The organism is Vibrio sp. 070316B, from assembly GCF_013114115.1.
In the GTDB taxonomy this organism is placed as follows: domain Bacteria; phylum Pseudomonadota; class Gammaproteobacteria; order Enterobacterales; family Vibrionaceae; genus Vibrio; species Vibrio chagasii_B.
In genome coordinates this window covers 168,019-189,552 of sequence record NZ_VTYC01000003.1, presented here as the reverse complement: position 1 = coordinate 189,552, position 21,534 = coordinate 168,019, and the positions used below count along the sequence as shown (strand labels likewise).

General features: G+C 41.9%; 18 protein-coding genes and 1 pseudogene. All 19 read right to left on the bottom strand.

Annotated features, from left to right (window positions below; translation table 11 throughout):
• Positions 1–113 precede the first annotated feature (113 nt).
• The 19 genes and pseudogenes from F0251_RS04835 to F0251_RS04745 all read right to left on the bottom strand — a co-directional run bounded on the left by F0251_RS04835 (position 114) and on the right by F0251_RS04745 (position 21,506).
• Positions 114–2,285 (bottom strand): polysaccharide biosynthesis tyrosine autokinase, encoded by a 2,172-nt coding sequence (locus F0251_RS04835; protein WP_171730461.1) that lies wholly within the window; start codon positions 2,283–2,285, stop codon positions 114–116.
• A 134-nt stretch (positions 2,286–2,419) separates the two neighbouring features.
• Positions 2,420–2,860, bottom strand: a complete 441-nt coding sequence (locus F0251_RS04830) for a low molecular weight protein-tyrosine-phosphatase (RefSeq protein ID WP_171730460.1) — start codon at positions 2,858–2,860, stop codon at positions 2,420–2,422.
• 138 nt (positions 2,861–2,998) lie between these two features.
• Positions 2,999–4,135, bottom strand: coding sequence for a polysaccharide export protein (locus F0251_RS04825; protein WP_171730459.1), 1,137 nt, complete (start codon positions 4,133–4,135; stop codon positions 2,999–3,001).
• 710 nt (positions 4,136–4,845) lie between these two features.
• On the bottom strand, positions 4,846–6,963 hold the full coding sequence (locus tag F0251_RS04820; protein ID WP_171730458.1) for a YjbH domain-containing protein: 2,118 nt from the start codon (positions 6,961–6,963) through the stop codon (positions 4,846–4,848).
• Positions 6,964–7,095: 132 nt separating this feature from the next.
• A complete protein-coding gene (locus tag F0251_RS04815) occupies positions 7,096–7,992 on the bottom strand; it encodes a serine/threonine protein kinase (protein ID WP_171730457.1) in 897 nt (298 codons plus the stop codon).
• Between the two features lie 19 nt (positions 7,993–8,011).
• Positions 8,012–8,554, bottom strand: coding sequence for an outer membrane beta-barrel protein (locus F0251_RS04810; RefSeq protein WP_008219136.1), 543 nt, complete (start codon positions 8,552–8,554; stop codon positions 8,012–8,014).
• 466 nt (positions 8,555–9,020) lie between these two features.
• Positions 9,021–9,248, bottom strand: a pseudogene (locus F0251_RS04805) (sugar transferase); the annotation flags it as partial.
• A 313-nt stretch (positions 9,249–9,561) separates the two neighbouring features.
• Positions 9,562–11,469, bottom strand: coding sequence for a nucleoside-diphosphate sugar epimerase/dehydratase (locus F0251_RS04800; RefSeq protein WP_171730456.1), 1,908 nt, complete (start codon positions 11,467–11,469; stop codon positions 9,562–9,564).
• An 87-nt stretch (positions 11,470–11,556) separates the two neighbouring features.
• Complete coding sequence (locus tag F0251_RS04795) at positions 11,557–12,732, bottom strand: DegT/DnrJ/EryC1/StrS aminotransferase family protein (RefSeq protein ID WP_171730455.1); 1,176 nt, start codon at positions 12,730–12,732, stop codon at positions 11,557–11,559.
• The gene (locus F0251_RS04790; protein ID WP_345775991.1) at positions 12,725–13,756 is read right to left on the bottom strand and encodes a 3-oxoacyl-ACP synthase III family protein; all 1,032 of its coding nucleotides are present in this window, start codon (positions 13,754–13,756) and stop codon (positions 12,725–12,727) included. Before F0251_RS04790 ends, F0251_RS04795 begins: the two co-directional genes overlap by 8 nt.
• The gene (locus tag F0251_RS04785) at positions 13,746–14,504 is read right to left on the bottom strand and encodes an SDR family NAD(P)-dependent oxidoreductase (RefSeq protein WP_171730454.1); all 759 of its coding nucleotides are present in this window, start codon (positions 14,502–14,504) and stop codon (positions 13,746–13,748) included. The genes F0251_RS04790 and F0251_RS04785 overlap by 11 nt, the downstream gene beginning before the upstream one ends.
• Positions 14,494–15,507 carry a ketoacyl-ACP synthase III gene (locus F0251_RS04780; RefSeq protein WP_171730453.1) on the bottom strand — a complete coding sequence of 338 codons (1,014 nt, stop codon included), beginning with the start codon at positions 15,505–15,507 and terminating at the stop codon, positions 14,494–14,496. The genes F0251_RS04785 and F0251_RS04780 overlap by 11 nt, the downstream gene beginning before the upstream one ends.
• Positions 15,508–15,523: 16 nt before the next feature.
• Entirely contained in the window at positions 15,524–15,736 is a 213-nt protein-coding gene (locus tag F0251_RS04775) for an acyl carrier protein (protein ID WP_171730452.1), read from the bottom strand.
• 10 nt (positions 15,737–15,746) lie between these two features.
• Complete coding sequence (locus tag F0251_RS04770) at positions 15,747–16,382, bottom strand: NeuD/PglB/VioB family sugar acetyltransferase (RefSeq protein ID WP_171730451.1); 636 nt, start codon at positions 16,380–16,382, stop codon at positions 15,747–15,749.
• On the bottom strand, positions 16,375–16,971 hold the full coding sequence (locus F0251_RS04765) for a sugar transferase (RefSeq protein WP_171730450.1): 597 nt from the start codon (positions 16,969–16,971) through the stop codon (positions 16,375–16,377). Before F0251_RS04765 ends, F0251_RS04770 begins: the two co-directional genes overlap by 8 nt.
• Entirely contained in the window at positions 16,968–18,176 is a 1,209-nt protein-coding gene (locus F0251_RS04760) for a glycosyltransferase family 4 protein (RefSeq protein ID WP_171730449.1), read from the bottom strand. Before F0251_RS04760 ends, F0251_RS04765 begins: the two co-directional genes overlap by 4 nt.
• Positions 18,177–18,225: 49 nt before the next feature.
• A complete protein-coding gene (gene wecB / locus F0251_RS04755) occupies positions 18,226–19,356 on the bottom strand; it encodes a non-hydrolyzing UDP-N-acetylglucosamine 2-epimerase (RefSeq protein ID WP_171730448.1) in 1,131 nt (376 codons plus the stop codon).
• A gap of 9 nt (positions 19,357–19,365) precedes the next feature.
• The gene (locus F0251_RS04750) at positions 19,366–20,469 is read right to left on the bottom strand and encodes an NAD-dependent epimerase/dehydratase family protein (protein ID WP_171730447.1); all 1,104 of its coding nucleotides are present in this window, start codon (positions 20,467–20,469) and stop codon (positions 19,366–19,368) included.
• Positions 20,469–21,506, bottom strand: coding sequence for a polysaccharide biosynthesis protein (locus tag F0251_RS04745; protein ID WP_171730497.1), 1,038 nt, complete (start codon positions 21,504–21,506; stop codon positions 20,469–20,471). The genes F0251_RS04750 and F0251_RS04745 overlap by 1 nt, the downstream gene beginning before the upstream one ends.
• Between the last annotated feature and the right edge of the window lie 28 nt (positions 21,507–21,534).

The window sequence follows — 21,534 nt, the reverse complement described above, 5'->3', positions numbered from 1 at the left end:
GGACAAGCGATTCAAGCAAACGGGATGAGAAGAGCGGCGCTTTTCGTATCTCGCCACTCGTATCTGCCTTTTAGCTTTTCGTTACCCGATTACTCGCATCCCGTTACCGCTCTTTATTTCTTGTCGCTCGAATACGCGTAGTTGTAGTAACCGTAGCCGTATGAGCTTGATGCTTTCTTCTCGATGGCGTTGAAGATAACGCCTTTCACTTCGATGCCTGATTGCTCGAAACGGTTGCGGGCAACATCGATCTCTTTAATGGTGTTTTGGCCGTAACGTGCCACCATTAGTGTGGTGCCAGCAAAAGCACCAACGATGCTTGGGTCGGTTACCGCTAACACTGGCGGAGTATCGACAATCACCAAATCATACTCTTTTGACGCCCACTCCATAAGCTCTGCAAAGCGTGGGTGCATTAACAGTTCCGATGGGTTTGGTGGCACTTGGCCGCGAGTAAGAATGTCTAGGTTTTCTACTGGTGTTGCTTTTACTGATTGCGCAAACTCTTGTTTGTTACTCAACACATCAGAAAGGCCGTTTTCCCATTTCACACCAAAGCTTTGCTGTAGGTAACCTTTACGCATATCGGCATCAATGATCAGCACTTTCTGGCCTGTTTTAGCCGCTACTGCCGCAAAGTTGGTCGAGATGAAAGATTTACCAATACCTGGCGCCGGGCCAGAGATCATTAACACGTTGTTTTTGGCTTCAAGCATCGCAAAGTGCAAGCTGGTACGAAGGCCGCGCAGCGCTTCAACTGAAAGGTCTGCCGGGTTAGATTCTGCCAGCAGTGCCTGCGCGCCTTTGGTCTGTATTTTCTTCGATTTAAAGCGGTTGGTTAGCTCAATTTGCAAATCTGATTTTGGTACCGCTGCGTAAACTGGTAAGCCAATTTGTTCAATTTGATCTGGGCTTTCAACACCGCGGTGGAATGCCGCTTTCACTAATACATACGCCACACTCAACATACCACCAAGCAAGGTCGCTAATACTACAATTAGTGGCTTCTTAGGTTTTACAGCGCGCTTATACGCTTGGGCGTCGTCTAGAATACGAACGTTACCTACGGTACCCGCTTTAATGATGCTCAGCTCTTGCACCTTGTTTAATAGCTGGATGTAGATTTGTTGGTTAACTTCTACATCTCGTGTCATACGCAGTACTTCACGCTGTGTTTTTGGCAGCTTTTGTACTTGCTTGTTCAGGCGCTCTTTCTCACGTAACAGTGTTTTACGCTTATCAAGCAGTGATTTATAAGCGGGGTGATCCTTGGTAAAACGCTGGCTGATCTCGCTCTCTTTAAACGTCAGTTCGTTTAACTGCGCTTCAAGCTCTACCATTACCTTGAGAGTCGATTGTGCTTCTAAGCCTAGGTCAATCGATTCGTTCTTCTGACGGTAGTTGTTTAGCGTGTCTTCATAGCCAGTCAGCTCTGATTTGATACCAGGTAGGTGGCTTTCTAAGAATTCTAGGCTCTTTTCTGCTTCCGCTGAATTGCGCTTCACATTTTGTAAGAAGTAGATCTGACTGATGTGATTAAGGATCTCAGTAATCTGTTGTTTGTTTTCGCCTTCAAAGCTCAGCTTCAAAATACCAGTTTGCTTACCTTGCTCAGACAGAGACAAGGATTTTTTCAACCATTCGATCGCTTCTAATCGGCTTTGTTTAGCAATAGAGAATTCGAAACCGTTATGAGATTCAAAACCCGCCACAAACAGGCTGTAATCGTCAGCTGTTGCTAACTCACCCACTTTACCTTGTAGGATAACACGCTCGTCATCACGCACCAGTTGGTAAGTGCCTTGCTCGGCATCAAGAATCTGGATAGTGTGTGAGTAATCGCTCGCATAGCTTGGTAAGTTAAATCGGCTTACCGCAATATGGTTAATGTCACCAGTTAAACGTGCAAAGCCTTTACCGACGATGGGTGCGTAAATTGGTGCAGTCACCGTGGTAAGGTTAAATTTATCAACGGTTTCGCCTAAGATCATACGCGATTTGATGATCTCGACTTCGGTAGTTGCTGATGACTCCTGCGAGAATAACTCGCCCATATCGCCGACCATAGAAGAGATGCCGCCAGAGCTCTTCTCTTCAATTTGAATCAGCGCATCGGCTTTGTAGATCGGTGTTGAAAGCAGCGCAAACGCAATACCAAGCACAGCAAAGATGAATGTGGTGAGCATGATTAGCCATTTAGCATCTAATAAGATGCCAAGCAGTTTTCCTAAATCGATCTCATCAGAGTTATCTGTATGCGATGGCTGGGAGGATTGTGTTGTCATTTGTTTGCTACTTCCTAAATTATTGCTATTCAAGAGGTGAACGACGCATCTCTTGTCTATGATTCTGTTATTAATGCCTTTGTGATGCTTCGACGGTCAATGGCGTATACACGGATTAAACGCGAAGCCTCAAGCTACAGCTTTTTTGCCCACGCTTGCGCAGCTTCGTCTATCAACAGATAAGCGTATTCAAATGCTTCTCGGCTTTGACGGTGCGGATCGGGAATGTCTTTCTGACCAATCCACTGACCGAACAACATGGTTTTACCGCGTGCTTCGGGTGAGATCTGAGTGAGCGCTTCTAAGTGGCCCTTCTCCATCACCAAGATCAAATCGTATTGAGCGCAAAGCTGAGGCGTCACTTGTTGTGCTTGATGGTTTTCCACATCAACACCATTTTCTGCTGCGATTAAAATCGCGGTCTCATCGGCTGGCTTACCGAGTAAACGGCTCTTTTCGGCCGCGATCCCGGCAGAAGCTATCTCTTTGCCTGGAAGTAATTGTTGAAGAACGCGCTCTCCCGTTGGAGAACGACAAATGTTGCCCACGCACACGACTAAAATTTTGTTAAACATAGCTGTCTCTAATTGTATTGGGCTCACATACCCAAGTGACTTCAACAGGCAAGATTCATGCATCCCGAAATGACTTGGGTATAAATATAAAAGTCAGGCCGCATTTAACATGCGACCTGATTGCCATTATCTCTTAGCCTACGGCCAAGTACGAATACGCTGTACACCTTCAGTCAAGTTATTGAATCCGTTGATGGTCGGTAGTAATTGACCAATCACACGGTTCCAGCGGCTGATTGGTGCTGCCGTTACGTAAACCACATCGTAAGGTTTTAAATCAAACTCGGTACCAATCACTAGCGCTGAGGCATCTTCAATGTCTAGTTGGTAGATGTCTGCCATGCGCTCTGATTTATCATCAGAGGTGCGAATCACAAATATACCGGTTGCGTCTGCCGTCAGTTCGTTAATACCGCCAACATTGCTGAGTGCTTCGGTTAGGCTCATGCCCACGCGGTCGATCTTAAGAAGTTTAGGTTCTTTCACTTCGCCCATCACGAAGACTTTTTGATTATCGTTACGCGGCACGTGAACAATGTCACCCGCTTGCAGCAAACGGTTTTGCGTTAAATCACCACGCTGCATTAAGCCATACAGCGACAGAGTCTCTTCTACACCGTTGCGCGTTAATGACACATTACGCCAATCCGCATCTTCTGAAAGGCCGCCAGAGCGGTTAACGGCATCAAGTAGCGTTAATGGAATATTGGTGATTGGCTGCTGGCCCGGTTTAGACACTTCGCCAGTAATGTAGGTTTTTTTAGAACGGAACGCCGCCACGTTAACATCCACTTGTGGGCTTTCGATGTATTTAGCCAAACGTGTCGCGATATCAGCTCGAATTTCACGAACCGTTTTTCCTGCCACTTCTACAGTACCAATGTAAGGATAGAAGATGGTGCCATCAGCATGTACCCAGTTACCCGCTTCGGTACTACTACGGTAAGAACCTGCAGGAATGGTCAACTCAGGATGATCCCAAATCGTAATATTTAAGATATCACCAACGCCGACTTTATATTCATACTTTGCGATGTCTACGTCTAACTCAGGGTTTGCTCTTGAAACCGACAGTTCGCCCGTTTGGTAAGTAGAGACTGACTGTGCGGTAAGTGGGTAAACGTTCACCACTTCAGAAATATCAGACTCTTGCTGATCTTCAGAAGCCTGAATCACATTCTTGCCACCAGTAGATAGGTGACTACCTGGAGTCGTACACCCTGCAAGTAATACAGGAAGGAGCGCCAAAAGGAGACGATTTTTATTAATCTTCATGTTAACCAAGTTCTAGAAACGGAATGTGTTGTGATACCCCAAAGGACACCCAAAAGAAATTAAGCGACTTATTTTATCAGCTACACCGTGTTTAATAGAGTTAGGAGCTAGAGTTACTGTGATCCTGTTCCCATTTAGTGTCAAAAAACTAAAAGACGCTACCGCCCTTTGATAGCCCGCGACACCACACTGCGTAGATCATATGTTCCCATCAATATGGGAATTGAGTAGGAATTTTTTGCCCAAAACATAGCAAAAAAGTGCGTTTGCATACGGTTTGTTTAATCCGTATGCATTATCCACAAATTGTGTTTATTATCAACCTAGTTGAATGGTTTTAAGGAGGGAAGAGCCTAAGAGCAGATGAGAGTAGCGAGATACGAGTACACGAAGAGCAAAATAGCAGATGCGGGATTCGAGTAAACGGGATGCGAATAGAATAAGAGCCAAAGAGTAGATGAGAGTAGCATTCCATGGCTCTCATCTAAATCACGTCGTCATTCCAGAATTGAGGAACGAAATGTCTGGAATCTCTACTTCGCCATGCCCGTATTTAACATCCAGAAAAAGATAGATAAAAGCAGATTCGGGATGCGAAAAGAATAAGAGCGCAAGAGCAGATGAGGGATGCGAGATACGAGTAAACGAAGAACTAAGAGCAAGAGCAAGAGCCAACACACTTAGTGTTGGCTCTTCACTTTCTATTTACGCTATTTAACGGCTTCTAAGTATTTTAGGTAAGCATTGCGTAAGCGCTGTCGGTTTTCATGGTAGTAACTTGCACCAATGCGGTTGCGGTTGAAGTACTGCCTTTCAATATTGTGTTGTAAGCCAGTGTCGACACCTAAGCCTGTACCAAGTTGGTTATGGCTTTCACCAACACGAGTTTGTAGTGCGTATACAAATTGATCAATACCGCGCAACTGGACGTAGCCTGGGCTCATATCACGCCATAGTGTTAAAGGAATCGCGATGCCCAGCGTCACAAAGTCCTCATATTCACTTTTACCCACCGCTTTTGTTGTTTGGTATGAAGCATCAATTCTTACATCGCCTAGCCAGTGGCTGGTAGTCACACGCACCCCTTCATCACCTTTCCAGAATTGACCAGCTTGCACTTTACCTTGCCAATTCCAGTCCGATCTTGAGTAAGTGTAATGACCAATCATCGGAGTCGCATCTAAGATAGCTTTGCCTCTAGAGTCGTACTTGTCTTGAGCGGAAAAGTTTGCGAATTCAGCACCTAGGATGTGGCGTCCGCTATTGCTCGCATACTGGGTTTCATTCAAGACACCCAAATAGTTTCCGTAGACTTGTCCGAATGAGAATTGAGTAGTGAGATTGTAAGGCAGTTGGAATGCTTGATGAAAAAGGACCCTGTCCACTTCATTTTCAAACGCATCATCGCCCCAAATTTCTCCCTCTTCGAAATCATCACTTTCTGCAAGCGGCATGACATGTCGGACATCCAAAGCAGCACCTTTCCAAAGCGGTGTGTACAAGTTCGTCGCCAGTGCTAATGAGTAATCAAACACACCGTACTCTGTCGCCGTGTTGTGATACAAAGCTGGGGACACAATCACCTGTGTGCGGCCGAAACCAGAACGAGTAACCTCTTCACCAAAATTCGCTTTAGCGTAGCTCTTTTTAACATCAGAGGTACGAACAAGCAGTGTTTTGCAAGGCTCACCTGTTTTTACAAACTCGCGGTAACATGGTGCACTAGTGATCACTTCCATCATCGGCATGTCGTTAACCAAGTTAAACAAACGAATGTTTTGTTGTTGGTAATTCTTAACGCCAAGGTCTTGAAGCATGCCCTCTCCCACATAAGAAGAGATGATACCCAAAGCAACACCAACGCCATCTACTTGGTTACGATTATAACGGCGGTTTTCTAACGCGACGTTTAAACCAATATCGTCCGCAGAGATTCTCACATTAAGAAAACCTTCATCGACCAGTGCTTTTTTAAGCTGAACCAGACCGGCGAATTTATGATGCGCTTGCTCTACTGCGATCTTATCTTCTAGGGTTAATTCATTCACTCGGCGAGACTCGGAGAAGCCCATTAAAGGAGTTGATGCCGCTACCGACCAAATATCGATATCGGCATTACCACTGGTATAAAACTGGTACTGAAAAGATAACTGCGTATCCAGTGGTAAATAATGTTCTGGTGTAAACACCTTAAGGCCAGCATTAAATTGGTGAGAGTCGTGCTCTGCAATAAGCTGAACAAAGTCCAGAGGCTGATATTCTAAGCTAGCAAATGGCCCGTTTAAAACGCCATGGCTGACTTCTGACTTGCCGTAACCCGCACTAAACCTTGCTGGTACAAAATCAGGCTCAAAATCAGCAACAGCATAGAAGGTTTCAAAGTTGCTGGCAGCACCACCTAAGTCTTGAACACCAACCGCCAGATCAAACCCAGCCCAATCTTTAACGAACGGGAGCTGGTACTTAAACGATGCAGACAGGTCACGAATGCCGTTCCCACAGTCTGGGTTATAGTTCGGTACATTAGGATAAAGATGGCAATCGTAGGTTTTGGTAACAATTCGCCCTGCGGCTTCAAAGCCTTCAAACAGGCCAACACTAAACAAAATGTTGTCTAGCTCGCTGGTTTTTCCTTTGTACGGTACACCTTGACCATAGAGGTAAGAGATATCGCCCGTATCCATCACTTGAGCATTAGGCACGATGATCGCACCAGTGTAGCTTTGAGACGACATTAAGTTATCGACAGCGTAAGCATTGGGAGCAAGAACTAACGCACTGACGGATGCAATGAGCGCTGCGTTTCTAGAATGGCTGAGTATTTTCATTGTTATACAATAGGTTAGAACAGTATTCGCAGTGGCTACGTTTAATAGCGACTATGTTTGGTGGTAACTATGTTAATAGTAACAGCATGTAAAAAAGGCACCGATTGGTGCCTTTTATTATCAATCTTAAAATTAGCCGCCAGTACCACCGCCGTTACCGCCGCCGCCAGTACCACCAGTACCACCAGTACCGCCAGTTGGTGGTGGAGTACCTTCATCTGGGTCTGGAACAGGTTCAGAATCTTTTGGCGGTGGAAGAGTACCTACATTACTAGGGTCTTTCACTGCATCTTCAATTAACTTCGGATCTTCTTTTAGATCTAGGTAAATCTCACCGCCACCTGGTGCTTCAGGATAGTCAGGGTAGGTTGTAATAACTTCTTGTGTAATTGACTCCGTTGCCGCCGCTAACTCACTAGCTGTTGCCGTTGGGCTTACAACAAGTACGTCTGATAGTACTGCCGCGGTTGCTGACACTAGGCTTGCTTCAGATGCCGGAAGAGTTTTGATTACTTCATCAGTACGACGTAAGAAGTCAGCAACACTGCTCACACTGCCGTTGTTTAGTAAGCTATCTAAGCCAAGATCTTTCAGTACTTGAATACCTGTAGCTTCGTTGTATGCTGCACCATCTAGCTCTTTTTCAATCAAAGTAGAGATTGGAGAAGATGTCACAAGATCATCGTAGTTCGCTAAGCCTTTAGGGAACTTGTAGCTTACTTGACTCATGTCTTTACCGTTTGAAACGTCCACAGCACCCGCAGTTGCATTGTAAGCAAATGTACAAGTTTCAGGGTAGTTTAAAACGGTAAGGTCCGTAACTTCAGAAACACCGTGGTAGTTTGTTTCTTCTAGAGAACCAGTTGCACCATTGTCACAGCTGTAGGTGCCTTTCATACCCATAACTGCAGGGTCGAATGCCATGATATTACGGTACGCTTGCTCCGGTGGCACGCTGTTGTTGTTGTCACTGCCACAACCACCAAGGATTGCACCAACGACTGATAACGCTAAAATTTTATATTTCACAATTTATCCCTACAAATGATTAGAAGCTATGTGACAAAGCAACATTAAACGAGTCGATATCTACGCCACCAATATCTTGATATAGCTGGTATTCAATACCAACCTTCATCGCTGATGTAATCGAGTATTCAGAACCAAAAGCAATCGTTGGAGTAACGCCAGAATCGTCAGACTCAACACCCGGGCCGTTTGCTTTCCAGTCATAAACGGCAAAACCACCTTTAGCGTATAACGCTAGGCTATCGGTTACATTGCCAGACGCTTTTAGAACAACATCAAAGCTGCTTGCTTCGTAGCTACCGCCGGCAATATCTTTAAGATCGTACTCACCAAGGTAGTTATAACCACCCTCGATCGCTAGTGTGTCTACGATATGGTAACCAACAAATAAGCCGTAAGACGTATCTGAATCATCGATAGCCGTGCGGCTTTCGACTAATGGTGCAAAGTTATCGGCAGTTACATTACCGACTTTAGCGCCTACGTATAAGTTTTCAGCTCCGACAGCTGATGCTGATAGCAACAACAACGGTGAAACCCTAGCTAACCACTGCATTTTCATATAATTATATCTTCCATATTTCAAACTGAACTGAGGCTGATTTTCCTAGCAAATCTGAGCTATAGGCAAATCATATCGATACAAACGAGGGACATATCAGTACACCTCACTTGTTCATGTATCGTGACACTTTTACTGCACGGTTTTCCTTCACGAAAGTGATTGGGTTAAACACCGAACATCAACTAAGCAAGATATTTCGAAAGCGATATGAAAAAACACCACAAGCAAGAGAGGTAAAGCTACCCTAAAACCTCTTACTTATTAGATATCTCAAAATAAAGCACTCAGCTTAAACAACTAATTGAACAACTAATTGAACAACATGATAGTTAATAACCACATTCAAGTAAATGGGTAAATCATAAACAATACCTTATAAAGCATCATATTAGAGGGTCTGCAGCACACAAACCTGTAAAAGTTGGAACAGGCCTCATATATGGTGAGCCTTAAGCATCGCAACTCACACTCGATCACCTGCCCCTTTGCCCAATACCGTTTGAATGATGTATTGAAAGTAAAGCTTGGTCGTTAAAGTCATGAGCATACGTTGATCCCATTCCGCCAACAGTTTAGGTGTCGACATGTCGATATCATTGATTTGAGCCAACCCCGTAACACCGGGCCTTACCGCCAGCACGCCTCTCGATTCCCTTTCATTGATGAGCTCTTGCTGGTTGAATAAGCATGGCAAACTCTGCTTCCTAATCATCCGTTTGCTACTGTCTATATAAAAATGAAACAAGTAGATATAAAAAAACCACTTTATGTTTTCACATAAAATGGTTTTAAAGCCCCACCAGATAATCGTCTAATTTAAAATGCTTTACGGAAAAAAACACCACTAAGGTAACTACTCAAGATACTTTTTCTACTGCTCTCCATCAATATAAGCGGTTATATGTCAGGAATGCTCTATGCATAATCAAACAGCGATCCATCCATATACAACATAACATCAAAAAAGCGAATAAATCATGAGTAGAGCCAATAATGTATCTAAATTACTTGTTGGTATGTAGCCAAACTAAATCACCTATGCCATCTGTAGGAGAAAACTCAGCGGGGGCACTTAACAAAAGTTGACGAATTTTTTCATGTTCAAAGTTATGGCATGCAGTATCTAACTCATCTATTAACATCTTATATTCTTCAATAGGTAAGAATGATTCGTTGGCTGTCATAATTCGCTCATGTGCTGTTTGTTCAACATTATCGCCAATCAAAAGCTCTTCAAATAATTTTTCCCCTGGGCGTAAGCCAGAAAACAATATTTCAACATCTCCATAAGGATGCTCTTCATCTTTAACTTCCAGTCCCGATAAATGCACAAGGTTGGTAGCTAAGTCGGTAATTTTAACAGGATCGCCCATATCAAGCACGAATACATCCCCTCCTTTACCCATCGCTCCGGCTTGTATCACGAGCTGAGCTGCTTCCGGAATCGTCATGAAGTAACGGATGATATCAGGGTGTGTCACTGTAATAGGCCCGCCTTTGGCTATCTGTTTTTTAAACAAAGGAATAACAGAGCCAGAAGATCCTAAGACATTACCAAAGCGCACCATACAGAATCGAGTCCCGGTAGTTTTCTCTTTTTCCTGTTGAGCTAGAGCCTGAAGCCCCAATTCAGCAACACGTTTGGTAGTTCCCATAACATTGGTTGGTCGAACCGCTTTGTCCGTTGAAATAAGTACGAAAGACTCGACATGAGCTTCTATGGCAGCCTTAGCGGTATAGTAAGTACCAAACACATTGTTTCGTACTCCTTCCACGACATTATATTCAACTAAAGGAACATGTTTATACGCAGCAGCATGATACACGGTCTGAACAGAGAAACTCTTCATTACTGTCGCTAATCGGTTAATTCGCTGAACAGATCCAAGCAGTGGAATAATTTCCACATCGAGTTCATTTACCTGTACCAAGGTCGATAACTCACGATCAATTTGGTAAAGACCAAATTCTGATAGCTCAAACAGTAATAACGTCGTTGGTTTTTGTTTAATTATCTGACGACAAAGCTCAGAGCCAATAGACCCTCCAGCTCCAGTCACCATGACAACTTTCCCTTTAATGTTGGCTTCCATCAGCGATTGCTGAGGATCTACAGGGTCTCGTCCGAGTAAGTCCTCAATGGGCACATCTTTTAGTTCATCAATACTCGCTTTACCTTCAACAATATCCTTCATATCAGGAACAGTGAGAACCTCAGCTGGTAAATCAAATAACGAGTCTAAAATCTGCTTACGCCTCGAACGGGAGGCACTAGGCACGGCTAGTAATATCTGCTCTACGCTATATTTATTAAGCACAGTCTCTGAATCACTAATATCGAAAACACGCAGCCCCATAAGAACAGTGTTCTCTAATGTTTTGTCTTCATCAATGAAACCTACAACCTTATGACTTTCAGACGTTCTTAATGCCAGTGCCAGTTGACGCCCTGCTGAACCAGCACCGTAAATCAATACTTTTTTACGCCCTTTACTATTAGCTTGTGCGACTAGTACTCGTACAATTAAGCGCGAGCCACCACAAAGTAAACACAGAAAAGTCCCATAGATGATCGGAACAGAGCGAGGGACTGACGCATCTAAATAAAATGCGAGAAACGCCACCGTTGTAGCAGAAATCAAGGTACCGATACTAACGACAGCCAACGCATGAAAAGTAAGATAGCGTAGAACAGCACGATACAATCCCAATTTACTAAACGCCAGCAATGTAACTAGCAATGTACCAATCAACACGTACTGATTGAGTTCATCGTTTAAAGGTTTAATATGGCCAATACGAGTCCAATATGCAGCATAGAACGAAGTTATTACAAACAGCGCGTCAATAAAAACACTTATCAGTCGCTTATTGAAACGAGAAAGATTCCAAATAAAATTAAGCCTAGCCATATAATTCACTTATAAAAACAAAACGTCAGTATTGTACTGACGTTTTAATAATAAATCTTAGTTTGAGTCAAAAGTCCTGTGCATAATTTAGCTTTGGGCTTCTAAAAGAACTTTACGTATCACACGGCAAGTTTCATTAACTTCTAGTTGAGTTAAACTCGGGTGTACCAGAAACATTAAACTCGTCTCCCCGAGTTCACTTGCAGAACTCAATCGGTTTGTCGGGCGCCATGTTGTATTATCAAATGCTTTTTCTAAATACACCTCAGAGCAGCTTCCTTGAAATGCAGGTACACCTTCTGCATTAATCGCGTCGACAATCTTATCACGAGTCCAGTTTTCAGCCAGATATTCAGGTCTAATAAACAAATAGTGCTTATATTCAGCGTGTTCACTATATTCAGGTACAATAACACGACGAACAACATTCAAGTCTGACACTGCGGCATCAATAGCCCTGCCATTAGATTGACGCTTTTTCGTCCAATTCGCCATATGAGTCAGCTGAATTCGTCCAATGACAGCTTGCATCTCTGTCATCCGCCAATTGGTTCCGAAACTATCATGCAACCAACGAAAGCCGGGCGGGTGTTCTTTGTTGTATATCGAATCATAATTTTTACCATGGTCTTTATAAGACCACATAAACGACCACAAATTTTCATTGTTAGTCGTAACCATACCGCCTTCCCCTCCTGTGGTCATAATCTTATCTTGGCAGAATGACCACGCACCGATGTGACCAATACTTCCCACACTACGCCCTTTATATTTTGCACCATGAGCCTGGGCGCAATCCTCAATGACGTAAAAACCGTGTTTAGCAGATAAGGCCATTATAGCGTCCATTTCAGCGGGCATACCAGCAAGATGCACGACAATCACGGCCTTGGTTTTCTCTGTAAGCACAGCTTCAATAGATTCTGCAGTTATTGCTTGGCTGTTTATATCTACATCCGCAAATATTGGGGTCGCACCCGCTGTTACTATCGACGATGCAGAGGCTAAAAACGTACGAGGTGTAGTAATCACCTCATCCCCAGTTGCCACACCTAAAGCCTTTAATGCAATATCTAACGCTAGTGTGCCGTTGGCCAACGACACTGCGTAATCACAACCGACCCACGCTGCAAACTCTTTTTCAAATTCGCGGCACTCATTGCCAGTCCAATAGTTTACCTTATTTGATAATAAAACATTTTTTACAGCCTCTGCTTCTTCATTCGTGAAGCTAGGCCAAGGAGAGAATGGAATATTAAGCATTATCTGACCACTTTATCATTGCACCAGCCCAAGAGTAACCAACACCAAAACCGCACAACAGGACATTATCACCTGATTTTAGTCTACCTTCGCTTTGTGCGAGCTCGAGTCCTAATGGGATAGTTGAAGATACAGTATTACCATAGTGTTCATAAGAAACTAAAAACTGCTGTTCTGTAAATTGGGTTTTCTTGCGTAACTTATCTAACATAAACTTATTTGCTTGATGAAAGACAACCTTATCTACATCAGAAACCTCTAAATTAGACTTACTCAAAACACTGGCAACTAACTTTGGTACAGCCTTTAAAGTAAACGTTAATATTTCTGCACCATTCATATACAAGTCAGCTAAACTTCTACAGTTCCCACTACTATCAACAGTCGCGAAATTAGATGACTCCACGATAGGGTTTAGTGAACCACCATGAGGAACAATTAAGTTTTTATCCCCAGCACCATCACTACCAAGTACAATCCCACCAATATACTCATCATTTGACTCAGTAACTCCAATTAAAGTAGCCGTAGCCGCATCTCCAAATAATGTGCGTACACTTTTATCTTGGTCATTGATATAGCGCGAATACAACTCTGATGTAATAAGGAGTACATTTTTAGATTGTCCCGACTCAATAAGACCTTTGGCAAGGCTTAAGCCATAGACATAACCAGAACAGCCTAAGTTAAAGTCCAAAGCACCGGCGGTTGTTGGGATACCTAATTTGTTCTGAACAATGCATGCTGTTGTAGGTAATTTGAAATCCGGACTTTGCGTGCACAGCAAAACATAGTCGATACAACTAGGCTCTACATTTAGCTTTTCAAATAAACGCTTTGAGGCTTCTATTGCCATAGATGAACAAGAGTCTTCTTTACTAGCAATTGGGCGGGATTTAATACCTGTCTTTTCAAATATTTTATCTACGCTCCAATCTGGATATTCGATAGCTAATTGTTCATTCGTCAAACGATTAGTAGGTAGATAAGATGAAACCCCGAGAATAGCTGCCTTATTGTGCACTGTAACCTCCATCAACATATAATGTCGTGCCCGTTACCCATCGAGATAAACCACTAGCTAAATATAACGCAGCATTAGCGACATCTTCTGGCTGGCCTAAGCCGAGAGGATGCTTGTCGTGTATTCTTTGATTCTGTTCTGCCGTTAGAGTTTTAGAAAACTCAATTGCCATTTCAGTCTCAACATGCCCCGGAGCAATACAGTTAACCCTAATTCTGTTTCTTGCTAACTCTGATGCCAAGGACTTACTCAGACCTAATAAAGCTGCCTTTGAGGCTGAATATGTTGAGATCGCTGGCTCACCACATGTTCCTGCGACAGAACTTAAGAAAACTAATGAGCTACCAAACGCATTATATCTTCCTTTCTTTCGATAGGATTTAGCTAAAAACTGGGCAGATTTAACATTGGTGTTGAAAACCTGTTCGAAATCAGTTTCTTTTAAAGCTTGTAATGGCAACGTTTTCTGAATACCCGCGCAATGTATTACTGCGTCTAACTCACCAATATTATTACATAGATCTTTAAATAAACTTTCTATTGAAGATGGGGAGGCCAAATCACATTGTAGCGCTAAATGCTCCCCATTTTCGAGCGACGCTAATGTTTGCTCAAGGCGGTGAGTATTTCGCCCCACGATTATAACTTGAGCACCTTGTTGACTAAAAACTTGGGCAATAGCTCTACCGATACCGGAAGAGCCTCCTGTAATCAGCACTTTTTTATTCTCTAAAATATTATTCGCCACTAGAAAACTCACTTACTGGTAGTATTAATGTATTAGAAAGATCGCAATATACAGCACCCCATGACAACCCAACACCAAATCCAACAAACAAGGTGCTTGTATATGACTCCCTAGGTACCGCACAGATAGTTACAGGAATAGAGGCACCACTGGTATTGCCATACTTATCAATAGATATGGGAACTTGGTTTTCTGAAAATTTTGACTTCTTAGATAAGTGCTTAATCATAAAGTGATTCGCTTGATGATAGAAGCAGTTATCTATCATCTCAGGGACAAGAGAAAGTTCACTCAAGAAACTACGAATAAGCTTTGGTACAGTTTTTAGTGTGAAAGAAAAAACCTCCCCACCATTCATTTCCAAAAATGAATAATTATCAGCCCTTCCCTTAAAGCTATTACTTAAAATAGGCTCTTTTGCGATAATGTGTTGATAACCAGAACCATCAGTGCCAAGACTAAATGACATTTTTGATGTCTCTAAGCCTGAAACCAACGTAGCAGTGCCCGCATCACCAAAGAGAAGCTCTGTGCTCCTATCTCCTGGCTTGACGATCTTGCTGATTGTGTCGCCAACAAGTAACAGTACATGCTTCAATCCACTATTGACTAAACTAGCTGCTACTTGCAAGCCGTACACATATCCCGAACAACCCATATTAATATCAAATGCTAAAGCTGTGCTTGGTAGCTGTAATTTATTTTGCAAAATACAAGCAGTCGCTGGTAGTTGATATTCTGGGGTCTGTGAAACAAAAATAACAGCTTGGATATCAGAGACGTCTATCTCTTTACTTTGAATAAGGTTTCTAGCTGCGTCCAAACATAAATCAGCGCTTGTGATTGCATCTCCAGATACTCTCCGTTCATGAACACCAACACTTGAGATCAGTTTATTAATTTCCTCACTGCCGTACTTAGTTGCTAGTTCATAATTACTAACGACTTTCTCTGGTACTGACGTTGCAACCGCAGAGATGCCGACATTGTTTATTGTTAACATCTAGAAACCTCTCTAGTTACTTAATTAGCTCTAACAAATCAGCAACTTTTGTTACCTTGTTAACTTCTGATGGTGATACAACCTTATCAAACTCATTATCAGCTTCAGAAATAAATGTAACAACAGCTAAAGAATCCCAATTATCTTCATTTAGCGGTGTTTCTAAACTAACATCATCAACCTCTAGAATTTCTGCGACGATTTCCAACAATTGATTTACATTACTCATATTTAAACTCCTATTTAATTTTCTTTGCTGGATTACCAAACACTGTCAATCCAGGTTTTACTTTCGATATAACTACGCTGCCTGCACCTATCACAGCGTCATTTCCAACTTTTACCTTAGGTATTACGGCTGCACTAGATCCCACAAAGACCTTAGAACCAAGTTCAACAAATCCAGTGATATCACAATGACCGCTCAAAGTGCAGAAATCACCGATTTTTGCATCATGTCCAATCGTCGATAAAACATTGATTGTATTACAGTTACCAATGCTAACGTTAGCCGTTATTACACTTTGAGGTGATACTATAGTTCCTTCCCCAAGCACAACAGATTCACCAACAAATGCTGAATCATGTACATAGGTAATAAACTCATGCCCAAGATTCTTATAAAACTTATAGAGCTTCTCCTTCAAGCTAGGATTGGCAATTGCCATCACTAACTTAGAACATTTTGGTAGCTCTTTTGTAAGTAAACCATTTACAATGCTATGTTCAAGAAAAAAATCATCTAATGCTTGAGGGTTATCGTCTAAAAAGCCAGCACAGGAAAAACCATCAATTTTAAATCGATTTTCCCTAAGGTATGAGTAGACTTCTCTTGCAAATCCCCCTGCCCCCAAAATATAGAAGGTTTTATTCACGATCACTCCCTTTAAATTCAGTCATCGTTGCCTCACCATCAGCTGAAATTCCCTCTTTAATAAATACCTTCTTGACCGTCAAAAATAGTATTCTCAGGTCCAGAAGAAGAGATTGATTTGATACATACCAAACATCATACTCGAATTTCTGTTCCCAGCTTATCGCATTACGTCCATTGACTTGAGCCCACCCAGTGATGCCCGGGCGCACATTATGCCGTGTTGCTTGGCGCGCATTATACAATGGTAAATACTTCATCAAAAGAGGTCTTGGACCCACTAAGCTCATATCGCCCTTAAGCACATTCCATAAACCCGGTAATTCATCCAAACTTGAAGACCTAAGCTTTTTGCCAAATGAAGTTAAACGCTCACTGTCGGGTAAAAGCCTTCCCTTGGAATCAACGGCATCCTTCATAGAACGAAATTTAACCATTTCAAATGGAGTCCCGTGCAACCCTGGACGAGTTTGTCTAAAAAGAACGGGAGAACCAAGGTTTCTCCTAATCTTCCATGCAACAAAAGCAATTATAGGAAACAAGAGAATTAGTGCAGAAAGCGATACACAGAAGTCAAACAACCTTTTCATCGAACCTCCTCAAAAACTGAAATAAACTTTGCTACTCCCTGTTTTAGTGACAAGTTCTGCTCATAATAATTCTTTCCTGCATTCCCCAGACTCAGTCGCTCACTATCTGATAAGTCGCATACATACGCTATCGCCTCAGCTAGTGACTCAGGGTTGTCTGGTTGGCACGTTACACCAGCTCCTGCTTTAGTTATCAAATCAGAGGCGTCACCGGAAACTCCCATTATGATTGGTTTACCCATTGCCATGTTTGCTTGAGTCCTTGAAGGAACTGTAATTTCGAATAGTTCGTTTTTGTTTAAATGGACGAGTAGAATATCAGCACAAGAAAGTAATGATCCTACTTGCTGCATTGGAACTCTTGGTAAAAAATATACGTTGCTTAATCCAAGCTCTTTACTCTTTTCTATTGCAGCCTGTTTAGCGACCCCATCACCAAGAAAAACAATATTAACTCCAACATTATCTTTATTCAAAATCTCTGCGGCCTGAATAATTGAAGGTAACCCTTGGGCAAAGCCAAGATTACCGGCAAATAATAGATTTAAATTTCCATTTTCTGGCATTTTTAAGTCTGTATATTCCAAGTTATTTAGAGCTGGCTCATTACACCAATTATAAATCACTTCAATTTTTTTCTCCGACACACCGCGAGATATTATTCTATTTTTAAAACCTGGAGATAGAACAACAATTTTTGATGCTCTCTTATATATAAGGTCACAAGTTTTACCTACGACATTAAGGAGTCTTTTGTTATTTATCATTCCAGTTGCAGACAACGTATCAGGCCACAAATCTTGCACATCTACCACGAACGGAACTCGCTTAAACAGTCCCAACAAACAAGCAGACAAAGATGTTGTTAGAGGGGGATGGTAACAATAAATCACATCAACATTTCGAGTTTTCAACATCCCAACAAGGAAACTACAAACCGCAAAAGATACATAGTTTAAGACTCGTTTAGAGGCTGAGCCATCATGGCTTGGATATAAAGGTGCCCTATGAACCGTGATACCATCCATAATCTCTTTTTGGTAAATGTTAATTTTGTAACCGTCGTATAATTTCCCACCTGGGTAGTTTGGAAAACCAGTCAGAACTTCAACCTCATGTCCTTCATCACGCAACGCTTGTGCAAAAAGGAGCCCCTTAAAAGTTGGTTCAGGCTCAAACCATTGAGTTAACAAAAGAATTTTCATATATGGCTCTATCTTATAACTCGTGAGCTAAACCCACGAGCTAATTCATTTAATACTCTTTCCAAACAACGCGTTTAACGTAATCTGTATAGGAGTGAATGATTCTGACCATTTTATCAGATACATTAGGCATGCTGTAATCGTATACTGGGCGTAATAATCGCTCATGACCACTTGGCTGAGTTTCTAATACCTGCAGCGCTTGCATTACACGCTCTACATCTAAACCAACCATCATAACCGAAGCCTCTTCCATCCCCTCTGGGCGTTCATGTGCTTCGCGCAAATTTAATGCAGGGAAATTCATGATCGAAGACTCTTCATTAATTGTTCCGCTGTCAGAGAGAACCACTTTGGCATTTTTCTGAAGATGATTATAGTCATGAAAACCCAAAGGTTTGAGTAATTTAATGTTCTGATGAAACTCAATACCTTGAGCTTCAATTCGGTTACGAGTTCTAGGATGTGTTGAGACTATTACTGGTAAATTATAATACTCTGCAACAGTGTTTAGTGTCTCGGCAAGCTTCGCTAATTGTTTTGGAGAGTCTACATTTTCTTCACGATGAGCACTCACCACAAAAAACTGCCCTTTTTCAAGTTTTAATCGGGCTAGCACATCTGAGCCATCAATTTGAGGCATATACTGACTTAGCACCTCAAACATTGGACTGCCTGTTTTTATCACTCGATCAGCAGGTAGACCTTCCGCAAGTAAGTAATCTCGCGCAATCGAGCTATAAGTTAGGTTTATATCGGCGGTGTGATCAACAATACGGCGGTTAGTTTCTTCTGGTACACGTTGATCAAAACAGCGATTGCCTGCTTCCATATGAAAAATGGGTACTTTTCGACGTTTTGCGGGTATGGCAGACAAGCAAGAATTAGTGTCACCCAAAACTAACATTGCGTCAGGCTGGATCTCTTCTAATGCTTGATCCACCTTGATGATCACTTGCCCAATGGTCTCTGCTGCATTTTTACCAGCAGCACTTAAAAAATAATCCGGTTTACGTACACCTAAATCACTAAAAAAGACTTCGTTAAGCTCGAAGTCGTAGTTTTGACCTGTATGAACAAGAACATGGTCACAGTGCTCATCTAATTTAGCCAACACTCTAGATAATCGAATGATTTCAGGTCTAGTACCGACCACTGACATTACTTTTAGTTTTTTCATTTTTTATTCCTACAGCGGCTTTGAAAAAGTGTCTGGTTTTTCGCGGTCAAAGATTTCGTTAGCCCATAGCATTACAATAAGTTCAGAGTCACCAATATTAGTCACATCATGAGTCCAACCAGGGACAGTTTCGACCACTCGGTAATCATCACCCGTAACATCTAACTCGTAGCATTCACCAGTTGAGATATGTTCAAACCGAAATCTTGCTTGCCCCTTAATAACCAAGAATTTCTCATTTTTTGAATGATGATAATGCCCGCCACGCGTAATACCCGGATGAGCAGTAAAGAAAGAAAACTGCCCTGCATCCTTAGTTTTTAAAAGTTCACAAAAAGAACCACGAGGATCTGTATAAGCTGGGACTGTATATGAGAACTGTTCTGGGGAATAGTAACTAATGTAGGTAGAATAAAGTGCTCGTAAGAAGCCAGACCCTACGTTTTCAGTTATCAAAGATGACTTGCTCTTTTTAAATGACTCAAGCGCGTTAGCAACCTCACCAACCGTTGTTGGATAAATTGGCTCAATTTGTTGCTCTCCAGGTTCCTCGTCATGATTTAGATGATTAATAAAATGTTCACAAACTGTATCGATGTAAACTAAATTAACTTTTGCGGCAGGGTCATTGATCGTCAACGGTAGACCGTTTGCTACATTATGACAGAAAGTAGCAACCATTGAGTTGTAGTTTGGTCGGCACCACTTACCAAAGACATTTGGCAAACGATAGATATAAACTTTTGCTTGAGACTGTAAGCCGTATTCATTTACAACGTCTTCTGCCTGAGCTTTACTGACACCATATGGGTTCGATTGTTCTGCTTGTATCGAAGAAGTTAGAAGAATGGGTGTAGCTTTATTTAGTTCGTTTAGCTTAGTTACAATATGCGAAGTTAGATCAGCATTACCTTGTTTGAATTCATCGTCATTTTTTGGCCGATTAACACCAGCCAAATGATAAATAAAATCTGCTGTCTCTAACGCATTATCTAGCTCTTGAAGTGAATGGGCTCGGTCAATTTTAACGATATCTGTAAAACCTTGCTCTGCTAGTTGAAAACAAAGGTTTTTGCCAATAAAGCCATTTGCGCCTGTAACTAAAATTCTCATTACACACCCTCTGGCACGTTAAGACTGCCAGCTTCGATATCAACAATAAAATCCAACTTATGAAGTAGCTTAACCATACCAGCTACATCTAAGCGATCGGTATTGTGAGAGTTATAATCTTCAATAACACTTAAATCTTGCTCACCTTCTTCAACATACTGTGAATAATTTAAATCTCTGTTGTCTGAAGGAATTCGGTAGTAACCACCTTGATCTTCAGCAACAAACATCTCTTCACGGCTACATAATGCCTCATACAGTTTTTCACCATGACGAGTGCCTATCACATTGACTTCATGTTCAGGTTTGGACGTAATGGTTTTCAAAGCCTGTACTAAAACATCAATAGTTGCAGCGGGAGCTTTTTGCACGAAAATGTCACCATTAACACCGTGTGTAAATGCATGCAATACAAGATCCACAGCATCGTTAAGAGTCATCATAAAGCGTGTCATGTTAGGGTCTGTAATTGTTATTGCATCGCCATTAATGATTTGGCGCAAAAACAGTGGGATAACGGAACCACGAGATGCCATAACATTACCGTAACGTGTAGCTGATATAACAGTCTTGTTAGGATCAACATTACGGGATTTAGCAACAATGACTTTTTCCATCATCGCTTTTGAAATACCCATAGCATTAATTGGATAGACGGCTTTATCAGTGCTTAAACAGACAACTCTCGCAACTTCGTTTGCAATACAAGCTTCTAGAACATTCTCTGTTCCTAACACATTGGTCTTAACAGCCTCCATCGGATGGAATTCACAAGAGGGGACTTGCTTAAGAGCTGCTGCATGATAAACAAAGTCAACACCGCGAGTTGCAGACAAAATAGAGTTATAATCTCGCACATCGCCAATATAAAACTTTAGTTTAGGCGAATTGTACTTCTTCCGCATATCATCTTGTTTTTTCTCGTCGCGCGAAAAAATTCGGATTTCACCGATGTCCGTTTTTAGAAAACGGTCAAGAACTGCGTTTCCAAAAGAGCCAGTCCCACCAGTAATCAATAATATTTTTTTGCTAAAAATGTTTAACATACTCTTCCTTATCTCGAAT